This window comes from Paenibacillus sp. J22P169, from assembly GCF_059691995.1.
Map to the genome: position 1 here is coordinate 276902 of NZ_JCAUAO010000007.1, position 16310 is coordinate 293211.

General features: G+C 45.0%; 14 protein-coding genes. 13 read left to right on the plus strand and 1 reads right to left on the minus strand.

What is annotated here, in order from left to right:
• Window positions 1–18: 18 nt before the first annotated feature.
• Window positions 19–513, minus strand: coding sequence for a hypothetical protein (locus tag AC58QG_RS27135; protein WP_497365210.1), 495 nt, complete (start codon window positions 511–513; stop codon window positions 19–21).
• Window positions 514–617: 104 nt separating this feature from the next.
• Here AC58QG_RS27135 and AC58QG_RS27140 point away from each other — a divergent pair, with 104 nt between their 5' ends.
• The 13 genes from AC58QG_RS27140 to AC58QG_RS27200 all read left to right on the plus strand — a co-directional run bounded on the left by AC58QG_RS27140 (window position 618) and on the right by AC58QG_RS27200 (window position 16264).
• Entirely contained in the window at window positions 618–803 is a 186-nt protein-coding gene (locus tag AC58QG_RS27140; protein WP_497365211.1) for a hypothetical protein, read from the plus strand.
• A gap of 461 nt (window positions 804–1264) precedes the next feature.
• Window positions 1265–1567 carry a YunC family protein gene (locus tag AC58QG_RS27145; protein ID WP_497365212.1) on the plus strand — a complete coding sequence of 101 codons (303 nt, stop codon included), beginning with the start codon at window positions 1265–1267 and terminating at the stop codon, window positions 1565–1567.
• 275 nt (window positions 1568–1842) lie between these two features.
• Window positions 1843–2583 (plus strand): basic amino acid ABC transporter substrate-binding protein, encoded by a 741-nt coding sequence (locus AC58QG_RS27150; RefSeq protein WP_497365294.1) that lies wholly within the window; start codon window positions 1843–1845, stop codon window positions 2581–2583.
• Window positions 2584–2667: 84 nt separating this feature from the next.
• A complete protein-coding gene (locus AC58QG_RS27155; RefSeq protein WP_497264576.1) occupies window positions 2668–3315 on the plus strand; it encodes an amino acid ABC transporter permease in 648 nt (215 codons plus the stop codon).
• A gap of 3 nt (window positions 3316–3318) precedes the next feature.
• A complete protein-coding gene (locus AC58QG_RS27160; RefSeq protein WP_497365213.1) occupies window positions 3319–4050 on the plus strand; it encodes an amino acid ABC transporter ATP-binding protein in 732 nt (243 codons plus the stop codon).
• A gap of 723 nt (window positions 4051–4773) precedes the next feature.
• Window positions 4774–6444, plus strand: coding sequence for a sensor histidine kinase (locus tag AC58QG_RS27165; RefSeq protein ID WP_497365214.1), 1671 nt, complete (start codon window positions 4774–4776; stop codon window positions 6442–6444).
• Window positions 6445–6452: 8 nt separating this feature from the next.
• The gene (locus AC58QG_RS27170) at window positions 6453–8033 is read left to right on the plus strand and encodes a response regulator (RefSeq protein ID WP_497365215.1); all 1581 of its coding nucleotides are present in this window, start codon (window positions 6453–6455) and stop codon (window positions 8031–8033) included.
• Between the two features lie 148 nt (window positions 8034–8181).
• Complete coding sequence (locus AC58QG_RS27175; protein ID WP_497365295.1) at window positions 8182–8871, plus strand: ABC transporter ATP-binding protein; 690 nt, start codon at window positions 8182–8184, stop codon at window positions 8869–8871.
• The gene (locus AC58QG_RS27180) at window positions 8861–9895 is read left to right on the plus strand and encodes an efflux RND transporter periplasmic adaptor subunit (protein WP_497365296.1); all 1035 of its coding nucleotides are present in this window, start codon (window positions 8861–8863) and stop codon (window positions 9893–9895) included. Before AC58QG_RS27175 ends, AC58QG_RS27180 begins: the two co-directional genes overlap by 11 nt.
• A 64-nt stretch (window positions 9896–9959) precedes the next feature.
• On the plus strand, window positions 9960–12860 hold the full coding sequence (locus AC58QG_RS27185) for an FtsX-like permease family protein (protein WP_497365216.1): 2901 nt from the start codon (window positions 9960–9962) through the stop codon (window positions 12858–12860).
• A gap of 2 nt (window positions 12861–12862) precedes the next feature.
• Window positions 12863–13747, plus strand: a complete 885-nt coding sequence (locus tag AC58QG_RS27190) for an ABC transporter ATP-binding protein (protein ID WP_497365217.1) — start codon at window positions 12863–12865, stop codon at window positions 13745–13747.
• Between the two features lie 155 nt (window positions 13748–13902).
• The gene (locus AC58QG_RS27195; RefSeq protein ID WP_497365218.1) at window positions 13903–15198 is read left to right on the plus strand and encodes a homocysteine synthase; all 1296 of its coding nucleotides are present in this window, start codon (window positions 13903–13905) and stop codon (window positions 15196–15198) included.
• 178 nt (window positions 15199–15376) lie between these two features.
• Window positions 15377–16264 (plus strand): M15 family metallopeptidase, encoded by an 888-nt coding sequence (locus AC58QG_RS27200; RefSeq protein ID WP_497365219.1) that lies wholly within the window; start codon window positions 15377–15379, stop codon window positions 16262–16264.
• Window positions 16265–16310 lie beyond the last annotated feature (46 nt).

Genomic DNA, 16310 nt, shown 5'->3' on the forward strand with positions numbered 1-16310 from the left:
GCAAAGGTACCTTTTTTATTAATTGGTGGCTACGTAGTCTTCAATTTCATTGAGCTTGAACAGATAGACCTTCTTCTCGTCGACATGATAGACAGTAACATTCTGGCTGATGGTATCAAAATTGAGGATGCGACAGGGAAGATTCAATTTAATACCTTGCGCTTTGATCACCGTCAAACGGATCAAGGTATTATTGGCTTTGAATTTCTCTAACTGCTCAACGATGTTCATAGCAGCTTCGGAATGGATCGTTCTGCCGGCTGAAGCTGGCGAAGATACGGAAGGCTTTTTATTTGAATGTAAGGAAGCTGAACTTCCTTGTTTCGTGTTCAATTCAATAAGTTGACCAAGCTGAATGCCTTTAAGGATTTGATAATCTTTAACGGTGTCAACATTTAATAAATGAAGGAGCTTTTCCATTGCAAGGCCATTTGTTTCATCTTCAATTAAAATCTCTACGGTGAATAAATGCCCATTCTTTGGACTTGTGTTTGAATACCGTTGGTTCATCATAGCCTCCTAACTGCACTGAAATCTCACTTGTCTTAACTATATCATGATATCATTAGCAAATGTAGCTTCGTTTTTCAATAAATCGTTGTGGTGGAGGAACCCGATTGGATGATTATGCCGCGAGAGAAGATTTGAGATTAAAATTGATGGAAGCGGAAGCCATTCTCAAAGAAGCAGAGGAAGAATATGATTTATTCGTAAGCCAATTAATAATATATGAAGATATTATTAAGATTCAGAAAGAAAAAATTCGAATGATTAAAGCTAACTCCGGTCTTCATCTTCAGTAACCCTCTAAACCTGAATCGATATTAAATGAAGGAAGGTTGAGCCATGAAATGGATAGTACTAGTTATTCTGCTATTTGTTATCCTGATTTTGGTTTATTACAGTACTCTGAAAGTAAGAGATAAGGTTGAGGCTAGGAAAATTATTAAAATGTCTTTACACGCCAAGAAATCTTCGAAGCTGAATAAGCAAACATGTTCGTTTTGTCGTAAAAAGCAAAAGAAACTCTCTTTCTACTCCGATGAGCAGGGGAGGGTTGTTGGCGTATGTATGGTCTGTAGGCCACAAGCAGAACGGAGAGCTTTAATGCGATTATGACGAATGACCGATAACGGATAACGGAAAGTTCGTGACCATTTCACGAAAAATGGAAATTCACACAGAATCTTTACAGTAACCTCACACCGTACTAGCCGCAGGCGCATATACTACCGTAAGACTGCGAAGAGGAGCTGTGCAGAGCATGATGCGCGTAGAACCCATTCTTCTTGAAGGCCATACAGCAATCGCGATAGAGGTCAAATTGCCGAAGACGACCTTGCTAGTAGTGACGACGGATAAAGGTTACATTATGTGTGGCGCCCTCGATGTGGCGTTGCTCAATGAGCGATTAAGTGACAGGAATATTGTAGCGGCGCGAGCAACTGGGGTTCGAACGATCGAGGAGCTTCTAGAAGCACCGCTTGAATCAGTGACCTATACGGCGGAAGACCTTGGCATATTTGCTGGAATGACAGGTAGAGAAGCTATATTGAAAATGATGTAATTCATATGAAATGGAAAGCATGAACGCTGGGGTCTTAGAGCCTTGGCGTTTTTTTGCATCATGCACGTTAACAAAGCAGAGCTGGTCATCTGTGCATGAAACTGAAAATGAATAAAAATTCACACTTCCTGTAATTTCCTAGCCTATTTTAAGTATAAAGGTGTTGTTATTTTATTAACCAAGTGTTAATATATGATTCGTCCAATACATAGAACGGGGGAAAAACAGTGAAAAAATTAATGATTTCTGTTGTAGCAGCAGCTTTAGTTCTAACAATGGCAGGTTGTGGCTCCAAAGATAGCGGTGGCACAAAAATTAAATTTGCAACAGATGCAGCCTATGCACCGATGGAATATATGGATAAAGACAAGGTGGCTGGTTTTGATATCGACTTCCTTGCTGAAGTGATGAAAGAAGCAGGTCTTTCTTATTCGGTTACCAACACAGGTTGGGATACGATGTTGACAAGTGTTCAACAAGGTAAAGAGTATCAAGCTGGAATTTCCAGTGTATCGATTACAGACGAGCGTAAACAAACATATGATTATTCCGCTCCATACTTCGAGTCAACGAACATGATTCTTGTTAAAGAAGGCAGCCCGATCAAAAGTGCAGCCGATTTGAAAGATAAGAAAGTAGCGGTTCAAATCTCTACTACAGCCGATACACTTATGACGAAAATCATGGGTGGCGATAACAAGTCTCTGAAACGTATGGATAATAACACGCTTGCACTTTTGGAGCTTGAGAGTAATGGTGTTGACGCGGTTGTTGCGGATATTGCTATTATTCGTGAGTATGTTAAAAATAATCCAAACAAAAAATTCGTTTCGATTGCAGATTCGAAAAACTTCGAATCCGAGTACTACGGCATTTTGCTTCCTAAAGGCAGCGACCTTAAAGCGAAGCTTGATCCAGCGATTAAGAAAGTAATTGAGAACGGCAAGTACGCGACTGTGTACAAAAAATGGTTCGGTCAAGAGCCAGATACAAAGAAATTGCTCGATCAAAAATAAAAAGTTCAAAAGCATGCGTGACTTAACCTTACGCATGCTTTTCTTCTGTAAGTAGCAGAATAATTGGTAGAAAGGAAGTGTGGAATGGATTTTCGCTTTGATATCATTCTTGATTATGTACCCTTGCTTCTGAAAGGTACGCTATGGACGATTGGTATTTCCATTCTCTCCATCTGTTTCGGTTCTGTATTGGGGCTGGCAGTTGGTTTAGGTAAAATGTCACACCGCGGCTATTTGAGATGGCCGACAAGCATATATGTTAACTTTTTCCGTGGCACACCGTTGCTGGTTCAAATATTGCTTGTTCACTTCGGAGTTGTCCCTTTATTCATAGGGTCGACGAACCCCATCATCGCATCTATTGTGGCCTTGTCTTTGAATTCAGCGGGGTATATGGCGGAGATTTTCCGTGCAGGTATTCAATCGATTGATAAAGGTCAGACCGAAGCCGCGCATTCACTTGGTATGACGCATTTCCAAACGATGAAATCCGTTATTTTACCGCAAGCCATTAAACGGATGATTCCGCCATTCGGGAATGAATTCATCGTTTTGATCAAGGATTCTTCTTTGTTTGCGATCATCGCGGCACCTGAGCTTATGTATTGGTCGAATGCGATGCGCAGCCAATATTTCAAGGTATGGGAGCCGTATTTAACAGCTGCACTTATTTATTTCATTCTTACTTACTCTCTTAGCAAGCTTCTTGGCTATATCGAAAGGAGAGTATAACAGATGCCAGCTTTAATAGAAGTAAAGAACTTGAAAAAAGCATTCGGAGATAATGTTGTCCTGCGTGACATCAGTACAGAAATTCATCATCAAGAGGTGCTGGTTGTGATTGGACCTTCAGGTTCAGGGAAATCCACCTTTCTAAGATGCTTGAACCTCTTGGAACAGCCAGATGGCGGGACGATCACGATCGAAGGTCGGAATCTCATGGATCCTACGAATAAAATTAATGAGATCCGCATGGAATTGGGTATGGTTTTTCAGCGGTTTCACTTATTTCCACATATGAAGGTAATTGATAATATTATGCTTGCGCCAATTCAAGTACGGAAATGGCCGGAAGATAAAGCACGGAAGAAAGCCATGGAGCTTCTAGCTAAAGTCGGACTCGCAGATAAAGCTAACGCGCTTCCGGACTCCTTATCCGGTGGCCAGGCACAGCGCGTCGCGATAGCACGTGCACTTGCGATGGAGCCGAAGATCATGCTGTTTGATGAACCAACCTCAGCACTTGATCCCGAAATGGTTGGCGAGGTGCTCAACGTCATGAAGCAATTGGCCAAAGAAGGTATGACGATGGTAGTCGTTACACATGAAATGGGGTTTGCGCGTGAGGTAGGCGATCGCGTCATGTTCATGGAGCAAGGTGTTATTGTCGAGGAAGGCAAGCCGCAACAAATTTTTGAAACACCTACGCAGGAACGAACGAAATCGTTCTTGTCTAAAGTGTTATAGGGTATACACAATAAGGGTCGCGCCTAGTGCGGCCCTTTAAACATTGAGCGCGCCTAGTTCGCCTCTTAGCTGGCAGGGAACCGTTGGAGAAATCATAGGTTGAAGTTCTGTGACGGGCGAATTAATGGATTTTCTACAGTTAATTTTTTTGATTTTTTGATCAAACGCTGATTAGATGGATAACGTACAGTTAATTTTATACATTTTACCCGATATGAACGAAAAAGGTAGTTTTAACTACATGTGTTACAGTTAAATCGAGATTTCAGGGAAATTTCTCATAAATAGCTGTATATTTTCCAGTTAATACAAGTGTGTAGGGCACTAGCCCCTCCAAACATTCAAACTCCACCAACAACGTTCGATCGCCGAGATCCTGTGTCCGCAACCCGTGCGTCCATACCGAGCACTCACCTAGCCTTAAGTTTTGAACGAATTATGCAATAAACCAGTTAGCATCCGCAAAATCGGATGTTAACTGGTTTTTTTATGGCGATAAAAGAACATTTAAAACGCGGTCGTCTATCCTCGAAGGACTTCAATTGAAATTCTCTTCATTTATTCTCCCAAAAAAGGAAGATGGAAAAAATTCCAATATGCTATGATGGAAATATATTATCCCATCTATTAGGAAACGAAAGGTGACGTATGCCATCGCTGTTCTCTCACCTCATTAACAGATTTCAACTTCGTGTGTTTCTGTATTTACTTTTGGCCATATCCTTGCCATTGCTTATCGTGCTCTCTATAGGCAATCAGCAATTCTCATCGTACATGGAGCAAACGATTATGCAGGACGTAGATCAACAACATGATCAAATCGTTACAGGATTACAGCGAGAACTCGCTGATTTGAAGGAAATAACGCATCGACTTGCAGCCGATTATGGCATCATGTCGTTTGCCAAACGCCAAGAGTCATCTATACAGACTTCGACTGAATTAAGTAACTACGTGAATAGCCTGCTATCCGAGCAAACTGTGTACACGCGTTATATCGATCAGGTATGTCTGACGGTTCAGGCTTCCAACCGAACGCTATGTGCGCAAAATGGGGAAATGGATGGGACTTTGGTTACACGGGGGAAAAGTCTGAATAAACGCTTTGAGCCGGTAGGAGATGGTGTTAGTCATTCTAACGCCTACTTGTTGACGTATTCGGAGTCTATGATAGATCGTGCAGGTACTCAGGAACTTGGTAAGGTGACCATTTGGGTGAATATGAACAAGCTATGGAAGGAGATCACTGGAAAGAGCCCTTCGCATGCGTATGTGTTGTTGGCCCCAGATAGACAGGTGATTTTCCGAGATGGTGTCTACACAGGAGATTGGCAAGGTGTAGTCCAGGATATTGGCAACGTGCAAAGGGATGGAACACGAATTCATTCTGTGAAACAAGTAGAAGTGAGCGGTGATGTCACATGGTTATCTTATTACGAAGCTCCATTGCCATTGCATAGTCTAGCTGTATTTCCTGTTTACCGTACTTCGCTTATCGCCATAATTGGTTTAGTTATCGCATTAAGCGTAGGAGGGATTCTTCTCTTTGTCACAATGGTGACGAAGCCGCTTCATGTGCTGAAAGCGTTAATGAATCGAGCTGAGCGTGGTGATCTGCGGGCGTATTGGACCTTCAAAAGCGCCGATGAGTGGATGCAGGTAGGTCAGAGCTATAATCAAATGCTGAATCGGTTGGAAGATTTGATCAAGCAGGTGAAGCGGGAAGAGTCCCTCAAGAAAGAAGCTGAAATGGAAGCGCTCCATTATCAATTGAATCCGCATTTTCTTTACAACACGTTAAATACGATAAAATGGGTGGCTAAGATCCATAAGACGCCTCAGATCTCAGAGGTCGTTAGCGCTTTAGTACGTCTTTTGCAAGCTAGCTTAGGTAAAAAAGGAGATTTTATTTCGTTGCGTGATGAAATGGGTCTGACCCATGATTATATGGCCATCCAAAGGTTTCGTTACGGGGATCGGATTCAGATCGAAACGCATGTGGATGAAATCACGTTAGGTTGTTTAGTTCCAAGAATGCTCCTACAGCCGCTTGTAGAGAATGCCATTATTCACGGTATTGGGCCGACAAAACAAGAAGGTATCATTACGATTCGAACATGGATAGATAGGGATCTTTTGTTTTGCCAGGTGGAAGACAATGGTGTGGGGATGCAGGTCGCAGAGGGCAGCTCTGCCTGGGAAGCTATGCAAGCAATAGGAGGAGCACATGCTGATCGTATGCTGAAAGAGCGGATGAGCGGCGTGGGGATTTCACATATTCGAGAGAAAATTAAACTGATCTATGGGCCAGAATTTAAAATGCATATTACTAGCAAACCTGGTGAAGGAACCACGGTCAGGATGTTTCTTCCCATCCATCAGGGCGAGGAGTGAAGGGGAGTATGAATGTACTTGTAGTGGATGATGAACCCATCATTCGGCAAGGATTACGTGAGTTAGTGGATTGGGAGCTCTATGGCTTTACCTATGCAGGTGATGCGGAGGATGGTCTGGAGGCGTACGAGCTTCTAGAAGCTTTGCATATCGACATCGTGATCACAGACCTCATCATGCCGCGAATGGACGGCTTAGCCTTAATACGTAAGTTAAAAGATAGTCCAAGACCGATAAGCAGCGTTGTACTGAGCTGCATGGATGATTTCACCTATGTGAAAGAAGCGATGAAGCTGGGGGCTAAGGATTATTTGCTGAAACCTACTATGGAGCCCGAGTCATTAATGGACATTCTGCTTGGTGTGAAGCGAGATCTCGAAATTCAACGGAATGAGCGAAGGGAACAGGAGATCCGAGAGCTTGAGCTTGCGTCGACGCTGCAGATGCAGCTTGCGAATCGACTGCAGATGTATCTGCAGACGGGGCTTGGGGAAGCGGAGCTGCAAGAAGAACTATTCGGCGCTGAAACGGAAAGCGCAAGTCGTACCCATCGCACAACAGGCAGCTTAGTGAGCCTGCTGCTACACACCGGGTCCAGCGCCGCTGCCACAGGCTGGCGCTGGACTGGCAGCATCGCGGCGCTGCCGCTGGCCGCTGACAGCGTGCTGCTGCTCATGCCGGCAGCAGAAGCTTCAGATGGCGGCGCCATCGCCGCTGCCGCCGCGCTGGAGCACGCGGCGCAGGTCCGGCTCGCGCATGCGCCGGACTGGTTCATTGGAGCCGGCGTCGTCATTCGCCGGCTCCAAGACGTGCAGCCTGCTGCGGCACTCCACGCGCAGCAGCTGCATGAGCGATTCTACGGCGTGAGCCGGAATCGCCGGGTTGTGCTTGCGCCAGAGGCAGCAAGCAGGCAGGCACCACCGTCGCTGCCGTATGATATACGCAGCGACCTGCTACGCTGTATCGTGCACGATAACAGCGACGGATATCTGCATCATGCGGATGCCTTATGTGCCCGACTGAGGGAGCAGCGCCCTGAGAAGGAGAAGGTGCTGCCTTTTATCCAAGAGCTGCTTGCGCTTGCCGCCGGCTATGCGCGCGAACGCGGCTACAGAGAGATTGATCGCTATGAAGAGCTGTTCGTACACAACAAAGCGCTGAGCCATTGTGTCAGCTTCGAACAGGTCACGCATCTTATTCGGCAAGCGCTGAGCATGCTCATGGTGAACACGGTGGCGGCAATAGGGAATGATCAACAGCCACGCTCAAACAATACGTTTATACGCAAGGTTCTGACCTATATGCAAGAGAACTATGCCTCGCCTATCAGCACATCTGATATGGCTGATCATGTAAGACTCAGTCGCAGTTATTTAAGTGATTTATTTAGTAAAGAAATGGGAGAATCTCTGAGTGAAACGTTGACTCGCATTCGGATGGAGGAAGCGAAGCGGAGATTGCGAACGGGCGAAATGAAGGTATACGAAGTAGCGGATGCGGTAGGCTTTCCTGACGCCAAAACATTTGCAAAGACGTTCAAGCGCGTTGTAGGTTGTTCACCGAAAGAGTTTGAGAAGCCTATTTACTAATGATTTCGACCTTATAGCTTTGTCTCGTGAAAAAACGAACAAAGTGACACCTTTTCCAACAAAGGTGGTCTGTTTATTTGTAATGTAAAGGTTTACATTTATAGTGAAGCTGCAGGATTAGTGTAAAGATGAGGTGTTAATATTGACTATGCATGAATATCAGGTGCCCATGGTGCAAGCCATTGGTGTCACACGAATATTTGGGAAGGGATCTGGAGCGGTTCATGCTTTACGTGGAGCGAATCTCTCGATACCTAGAGGCAGGCTAGTGGCATTGCGCGGGAGGTCTGGTTCTGGTAAAACAACCCTGCTCAACATCATAGGAGCCTTGGACCATCCTTCGGAAGGTGCCGTTTATCTGGAAGGGATGGAGATCAGCACACTCTCCGAGTCCAAGCGTAATGAACTTAGACGGAAGCAGATCGGTCTCATCTTTCAATCATTTGCCTTAGTACCGTATATGTCCGCTTACGAAAATGTAGAGTTCGGATTGCGCATTTCGGGCATTCATCCCAGTCAGTATAAATCATTAGCCGAAGAGGCACTGCACTTCGTGGGCTTAAAGTCGAGAATGAAGCATCGTCCTTATGAGCTTTCTGGGGGCGAACAGCAAAGAGTTGCGATAGCAAGAGCCATTGCTCATAAGCCTAAGCTAATTTTGGCAGATGAACCTACGGCGGAGTTAGATAGTAGGATGGGTCTTCAGATCCTCAAGTTGTTCAAGGATTTGGTGCAAGAAGGGATGACCATTATTTTGACTACACATGATTTGGCGATCATGGAAGTTGTCGATGAAGTCTATGCATTGGAGGATGGTTCCATTGTCGATGAAGGTTAATACAATCGCTTCAAAGCTTGTACTTATAACGGGCGCTTTATTCATACTTGCGGGCTGTTCCTTGCTGCCGAAGGAGGAAGAAGCGCTGAAGCCGCCTTTAATTAAACCGGTCAAAGAAAATTTTGAGCTGTATGAAGTGAAAAAAAGCACGATCACGAGAAAACTCAGTGCGCTTGCGACATTAAGATCCAGCCAAACGACTAGTTATTTCTTCAAAGAATCTGGTCACCGCTTAGCTGGCTTACGCGTCAAATCAGGCGATATCGTCAAGCAAGGGGATGTGCTTGCTGAACTAGAGCAGGGTGATTTAGAAACGAAAATCGCCCTGCAAAAATTGAACCTAGAGAAGGCACAGATCGCAAGCTTGCAGGTCAAGATGACTTCGCCAGACCAAGAGCTTTCTTTTCGTCTTAAGGCTATAGATGTGGAAGCAGCGCAGCTGCAGCTTGCCAATCTGCAGGCTGAATTGGCGAGAACCAAGCTTACAGCAGCTTCAGGAGGCGTTGTTACCTTCGTAACGGATGCTCAGCAAGGAAATATCATCGATGCCTTCAGTACGCTAGTTGTTGTGTCAGATCCAAGCAAGCTGCAGTTATTTTATGAATCATCAGATAGCAGTACACTTTCTGGTATCGAGGTTGGCATGAATGTCGAAGTGAAGTTCGGCTCAAATGGAAGTGCTGTAGCAGGTAAAGTGCTGCAAACCCCTTCAAGCGCTCCTCGATCCGATAATAAACAGCAAGCTGAACGAAATGCCAAAACGATTATTGTAGGTATTCCAGAAGGGACGGCAGGAGCCGAGATCGGAGCATCTGGCGACATGACGATCATTGTGGAGAAACGAGAAAATGTCCTCGTGATCCCAAGAACAGGACTTCGCTCTTATCTAGGTCGCGATTATGTGCAAGTGCTGAATGGTGAAAGCCGGAAAGAAGTCGATGTGGAGAAAGGGCTTGTCACAGCGACGGAAGTGGAAATCCGAGCGGGACTCACGGAAGGTCAGCAAGTCATTTTAAATAATTAGCACGTTTTCGAGCTTATGCTTACGATGCTAGTTTTGCTAAAGCAAAATGCTTAGGAGGATTACAATGGCTTTATTTCTGATGATTCTCCGTAAAATGGCCAAAAATCGTTGGTTAGAGCTGAGCTTATTACTAGGGCTAATCATCTCCGTTGCCCTAGCGAGCTCAATGCCGATTTATACACATGCCATTTTGCAACGTATGTTGATCAAAGATTTGGAAGTACAGCAGACGGACACCCAGAGGTATCCTGGATTAGTGAACAATCATGCCTTCTTCACCGTGACCAAAGACGGTGCTAACCGTTTGCGTGATACGGATGCTTATATGTCGGAGCAAATCCAGCATTTCGGCTTGCCCATTCTTCAGTCTACGATTACGCGCAGCACCAAGACATTTGAACTTACGCCTAGCGATCCAAGCAAAGTCGATCCAAAAGAGAAACGCTACGGTGAAATTGCCGCTATAACGGATTTGGAAAAGCACATACGCCTCGTTGATGGTGTGATGCCTGCTGCCAAGCTCGTAGATGGTGTCTATGAGGCATGGGTATTTCCAGAACTATTAACGAAGTTGAAAATCGTGCTTGGCAATGAAGTAACCATTAAGGATAGTGAATTGAAAGTAAACATTCGCATCAAGCCGGTAGCTGTGATTGATCGCGCTGACTATGCTGATATGTATTGGACGACCAATCCAATGACGGATTTGGGTTCAAGATTTTTCATTCCTTCTTCCTTATTTGAGCAAGAATTAACGCAGGAAGGTCATTTTGTCGATCTATTTTCATACTGGAACTACGCCTTAGATTATCATCAATTGAAATTAGAAGGATTAGACACATTCATCACAGCCTATTCAGAAATGGAGCTATACGCTTGGAATAAATTAGAAACCTATAAATCGTTTAATCCAACGATTACTACATTGACAACGTATGATGACAAAGAGAAAAAGCTCCGCATCTTACTCTGGTCACTGAATGTGCCCGTTAGCATTCTGCTTGCTTTCTATTTATTTATGGTTGCTAATTTGATAACGGAAAGACAGAAAACAGAGATTGCCGTTCTGCGGAGTCGAGGTGCTAGTCGAGCGCAGATCTTGCTGGGGTATGTGATTGAGGGTGTTTTGCTTGGTGGGATTGCACTGCTCGTAGGTCCTTTATTGGGACTCCAATTAACGCAAATCTTAGGCGCTTCGAACGGCTTTCTATCGTTTGTCCAGCGTGCTGCGATGGAAGTGAAGCTGAATGGGGAGGCTTATCAATACGGCTTAATTGCCGTTGTTGCCTCTGTGGGTATGACGCTCATTCCTGCAGTTCTAGCAACGCGCGTGAGCATCGTAGGTCATAAGCAAACACTTGCGAGGAAGAATAAGCTTTCTTTTGTTCATAAAATATATCTGGATGTCGTCCTTCTGGCTGTTTCCATGTATTTATTACAAAGCTTTAATCGACGAATGGATGATCTGGTCGCGCTGGGATTGGATTCTATGGACCTGAAGGTGGATCCGCTTCTTTTCGTGGTGCCTGCCATTTTCATCTTCGCTCTGGGCCTAGTGGTGTTGCGAATTTATCCTTGGATCATTCAACTCATCTATGTCATTGGCCGAAAATGGTGGCCGCCCTACTTGTATTCAACCCTGCTGCAGGTTGGGAGATCTACGACACAATATCAATTCATCATGCTATTTATTATTATGACACTTGCAACGGGGATCTTTAGCGCAAGCGCAGCAAGGACGATGAATAAGAATGTGGAAGAGAAAATTCATTATAACAATGGGGCCGATATTGTTCTGCAGACGGCATGGGATAATGATGCCCCTCCACCACAAACAGGGCCACCAGGGTCCTCTGGTGAAGAGAAAGCGTTAGGCAGCGCAGGTGGTAGTAAGAAAAGAGTCCAATACGTGGAGCCTCCGTTTATGCCTTTCTCGCAACTGACAGGGGTAGAATCAGCTGCTCGTGTTTTTAAGAAACCAGATGCCTATATCGCACTTGGCAAAGATACGAAAAGAACAACGCTTATGGGGATTGATACGGATGATTTCGGACGTACAGCCTGGTTCCGTGACCATCTGCTAGATCACCATTTCTATGACTATTTGAACGTGTTGGCTACGGATTCCAAAGCGGTGCTGATTTCTAGGTCCATTGCCGAGGAAACAGGCGCCAAAGTGGGCGATGTGGTGCGGATCGGGTGGAATGATGTGGAGGGAGCTACCTCTGTGATCTATGGCATTATCGACTATTGGCCTAGCTGGAATCCGAATCCGATATTGACCGCATCAACGAGCTCGTCAGGCAAAACGGATACATCAAAGCAAAGTAAAGTAGATGCACCGAAGCTTGTCATAGGACATCTATCATTTATCCAAAATAATTTAGCTGTAGAGCCTTATGATGTGTGGCTAAAGCTGAAGCCGGATATGACGAGTCAAGCCTTATATGAAGCACTGGAACAGAAGCGCATGTCAGTCACACGTTTAGTTGATACGAATATGATGGTGATTCGTTCGAAGAACGACCCCTTCCAGCTAGCCGTGAATGGCGTTATGACGCTCGGTTTCTTGATAGCGATAAGTATCAGCTTCATTGGTTTTCTCTTGTACTGGCTGCTCTCCTTGTATGGTCAAATCTTACAATTTGGTGTGCTCCGAGCAATGGGGATATCCTTTCGGCAGTTGATCGGAATGCTAGTTGCCGAACAGCTGCTAACTTCAGGCGCAGCGGTGATCATTGGCATGATTACGGGGAATACAGCTAGCCGATTGTTCGTTCCCTTATTCCAATTAACGTTCGATTCGTCAAGCCAAGTACCGCCATTTCAAGTCCGTTTTGATCCGAAAGATCAGCTGCATTTATATCTCATTGTTATCATCATGATTGGAATCGGATTACTACTTCTCGGCACGATGCTCTCCAGAATTAAGATTCATCAAGCCGTTAAGCTTGGGGAGGATTAAATATGATTCATTGTGAAAATTTAGTTAAAATTTATAAAGCAGCTGATCTTGAAGTCGTTGCTCTGCAAGGACTTGACCTTCATATTCAAGAGGGTGAGTTGATGGCCATTATCGGCAACAGCGGCAGTGGGAAGTCGACACTACTCAATATGCTGGGAGGGCTTGATCGACCTTCAGCAGGTAATCTCAGTGTGGATGGGAAAGATTTGCTGAAATTTAAAGAAGCGGATTTGGTCAAATATAAACGGGAAACCGTGGGCTTCGTCTGGCAAAATAATGCTCGAAACTTGATTCCCTATTTGACGGCAATGGAGAATGTGGAATTGCCGATTCTGCTGCAGGGACGGCGCAAGCGTTATCGTGCACTGGATCTGTTGGAGGCAGTAGGCTTGAGCCATCGGCGAAATAACAAGCTCAATGAGCTTTCTGGCGGGGAGCAGCAGCGCGTTGCGATCGCGATTGCGCTCGCTAATCAGCCGAGGCTTTTGCTGGCAGATGAACCGACAGGATCCGTCGATACGAAGATGGCGAATCAGATTCTTGATCTGTTTCGAGAGTTGAACCGAAACTTCGGTTTGACAGTTGTCATTGTTACCCATGATCCGCTTCTGGCCAAGAAGGTGGATCGTGTAGTAGCGATTCGAGATGGCAAAACTTCCTCCGAAATACTGCGGCGCAAATCCTATCAAGAAGAATTGTTGGAGCTTGAGCAGGGGATTATTTCGTCGGAAGAAGATTCTCACGTAGAATATGCAGTCGTTGACAAGGCAGGCAGACTACAGATTCCGGCGAACTATCTTGAATCCATAGGTGCTGCAGGTACGAATAAAATTCGTGTAGAGATGGAGAATGGACGAATTATTCTTCTTCCACAGGACAAAGTTTGAGGAAAGTTTGTCAGGCCTACGGTTTTCTGAAATCTGGTATTGACTTTAGGAAGAAAATGCCAGTAAAATTATAACATACTATTCCAGTAGGAATTATTGAATAATCTATTTCTTAATCGCTCGACAAATGAACCATAATCCTAGGAGGCATGCTCATGTCCAATTCTGAACGTAAACACTTACCGGAAACACTAGCGATTCATGCAGGTCAAAAGGTTGATCCTACGACTAATTCACGCGCGGTTCCCATCTATCAAACGACGTCCTATGTATTTAACGACACGGAGCATGCCGCTAATCTATTCGCGCTCAAGGAATTTGGCAACATCTATACACGGATTATGAATCCGACAACAGATGTGTTTGAACAGCGTATCGCAGCACTCGAAGGTGCGCCTGCCGCGCTTGCTGTGGCATCCGGTCAAGCGGCGATTACGTTTTCGATATTGAACATTGCTGAAGTCGGTGACGAAATCGTATCAGCATCAGCTTTATACGGCGGAACTTACAACTTATTTGCTAATACATTACCTAAATTAGGGATCACGGTGAAATTCGTAGATTCTAGCAATCCTGATAATTTCCGAAGTGCCATTACTGACAAAACGAAAGCCATTTACGCCGAATCCATTGGCAATCCCAAAGGGGATATCTTGGACATTGAAGCGGTCGCAGCCATTGCGCATGAACATGGTATTCCGCTGATCGTCGATAATACGTTCCCGAGCCCTTACCTGCTTAGACCGATCGAGCATGGAGCCGATATTGTGGTGCATTCTGCGACCAAGTTTATCGGAGGTCATGGTACGACCATCGGTGGCGTAATTGTAGACGGAGGGAAGTTCGATTGGGCAGCAAGCGGCAAATTCCCAGGTTTGACGAAGCCGGATCCAAGCTACAATGGCGTTGTGTACACAGAAGCTGTCGGCCCGATTGCCTACATAATCAAAGCGCGCGTGCAATTATTGCGAGATTTGGGAGCATCGCTGTCACCGAATAGTTCCTTCCTTTTACTTCAAGGCTTAGAAACGTTGCATTTGCGTCTAGAGCGTCATAGCTCCAATGCGCTGCAGGTTGCCCAATACTTAGAGTCCCATGAGTCCGTGGAGTGGGTAAGCTATGCAGGTCTAGAAAGCCACCCGTCTTATTCCTTAGCTAAGAAGTACTTACCGAAAGGACAAGGCGCGATTCTAAGCTTTGGCATCAAAGGGGGCATAGAAGCAGGCAAAAAGCTGATACACGCAGTGGAGCTATTCTCTCATTTGGCCAATGTGGGAGATTCTAAATCCTTAATTATTCATCCCGCAAGTACAACACATTCGCAATTGAATGAGCAGGAACAAGCATCAGCGGGTGTGTCTCCAGGACTAATACGTTTATCCGTTGGTACAGAAGCGATTGAGGATATTATTTATGATTTGGAACAAGCGATCATCGCTAGTCAAAAGTAAACTTGAAACGTTAACCCGTTCCGCATAAAATATGAGAAGGCTGCGATTAGGAGCTCAACCTAAATGCAGTCTTTTTCATTTGAATTAATATACCGACAGGCATGAAACTTTTTCATTGAAATAGCGGTCTATTACTTTGAAAAGCTTTTACAACTTCTAGGAGGCATGACGACAAGAAATGAAGGGAACATTGAAAGCCAACATGCAAATCAAAATGAACGTATCGATTGCCATTCTTTTAGCGTTATCTATTGTTGTGGCAGGTTGTGGGGATAAGAATGAAGCCACGTCTACGAATTCACCTATACCAACATCTGGAGTAAGTGCAACAGCGGGCCCAACGGTTTCTCCAAGTAGTGGAGTGACACCAACGACGTCAGCGACTGCTTCACCTGCGGCTACGACGAAGCCATCATCTACTCCTGTGACTTCTCCTGCTGCAAGCAGTACGCCAACAAAGAATGGCGCGATTCAAGTGATTGCCAAACCGGAAAGTATTACCGTTCTGGTCAATAAGCAAAACGCATTGCCATCCAGTTATGAGCCGACGGATCTTGTCTATCCAAACATTGCATTTACCTTTTCCGAAAAAAATGATAAGCGTAAAATGCGACAAGTAGCGGCAACGGCCATTGAGAAGCTATTTGCTGGAGCGGCAAAGGATGGCATTCACTTAGCAGGTGTTTCTGCGTATCGCTCGTATGCGACACAGAAAGCGCTCTTTGAAAGCTATGTGAAAAAAGACGGGGAAGAAAAGGCCAAAACGTACAGCGCGGTTCCTGGAACTAGTGAGCATGAAACGGGGCTAGCCATTGATGTGTCGGGCAGTAATGGGAAATGTGCGGCATCAGATTGCTTTGGGGGAACGAAAGAAGCGGTTTGGTTAGAAAAGCATGCAGGTGAGTATGGTTTTATTATCCGTTACCCACAAGGAAAAGCATCAATTACAGGCTATCAATATGAGCCTTGGCATTTACGATATGTAGGAAACGATATTGCCAACGAAATCCAGTCAAAGAATTTGACCATGGAAGAGTATTACCATACAGTGCCAGTATCGAAATAACGCAAACACCCCCACTAGGACCCAAAGTCCAAGTGGGGGTGTTTGT

What these genes read in the sequence shown, in the direction of transcription:
- AC58QG_RS27175 (WP_497365295.1), top strand. Translation starts at nt 8,182, where the DNA reads ATGCATGAATATCAGGTGCCCATGGTGCAAGCCATTGGTGTCACACGA.
- AC58QG_RS27200 (WP_497365219.1), top strand. Translation starts at nt 15,377, where the DNA reads ATGAAGGGAACATTGAAAGCCAACATGCAAATCAAAATGAACGTATCG.
- AC58QG_RS27155 (WP_497264576.1), top strand. Translation starts at nt 2,668, where the DNA reads ATGGATTTTCGCTTTGATATCATTCTTGATTATGTACCCTTGCTTCTG.
- AC58QG_RS27170 (WP_497365215.1), top strand. Translation starts at nt 6,453, where the DNA reads ATGAATGTACTTGTAGTGGATGATGAACCCATCATTCGGCAAGGATTA.
- AC58QG_RS27195 (WP_497365218.1), top strand. Translation starts at nt 13,903, where the DNA reads ATGTCCAATTCTGAACGTAAACACTTACCGGAAACACTAGCGATTCAT.
- AC58QG_RS27150 (WP_497365294.1), top strand. Translation starts at nt 1,843, where the DNA reads ATGGCAGGTTGTGGCTCCAAAGATAGCGGTGGCACAAAAATTAAATTT.
- AC58QG_RS27190 (WP_497365217.1), top strand. Translation starts at nt 12,863, where the DNA reads ATGATTCATTGTGAAAATTTAGTTAAAATTTATAAAGCAGCTGATCTT.
- AC58QG_RS27185 (WP_497365216.1), top strand. Translation starts at nt 9,960, where the DNA reads ATGGCTTTATTTCTGATGATTCTCCGTAAAATGGCCAAAAATCGTTGG.
- AC58QG_RS27145 (WP_497365212.1), top strand. Translation starts at nt 1,265, where the DNA reads ATGATGCGCGTAGAACCCATTCTTCTTGAAGGCCATACAGCAATCGCG.
- AC58QG_RS27160 (WP_497365213.1), top strand. Translation starts at nt 3,319, where the DNA reads ATGCCAGCTTTAATAGAAGTAAAGAACTTGAAAAAAGCATTCGGAGAT.
- AC58QG_RS27180 (WP_497365296.1), top strand. Translation starts at nt 8,861, where the DNA reads ATGAAGGTTAATACAATCGCTTCAAAGCTTGTACTTATAACGGGCGCT.
- AC58QG_RS27135 (WP_497365210.1), bottom strand. Translation starts at nt 513, where the DNA reads ATGATGAACCAACGGTATTCAAACACAAGTCCAAAGAATGGGCATTTA.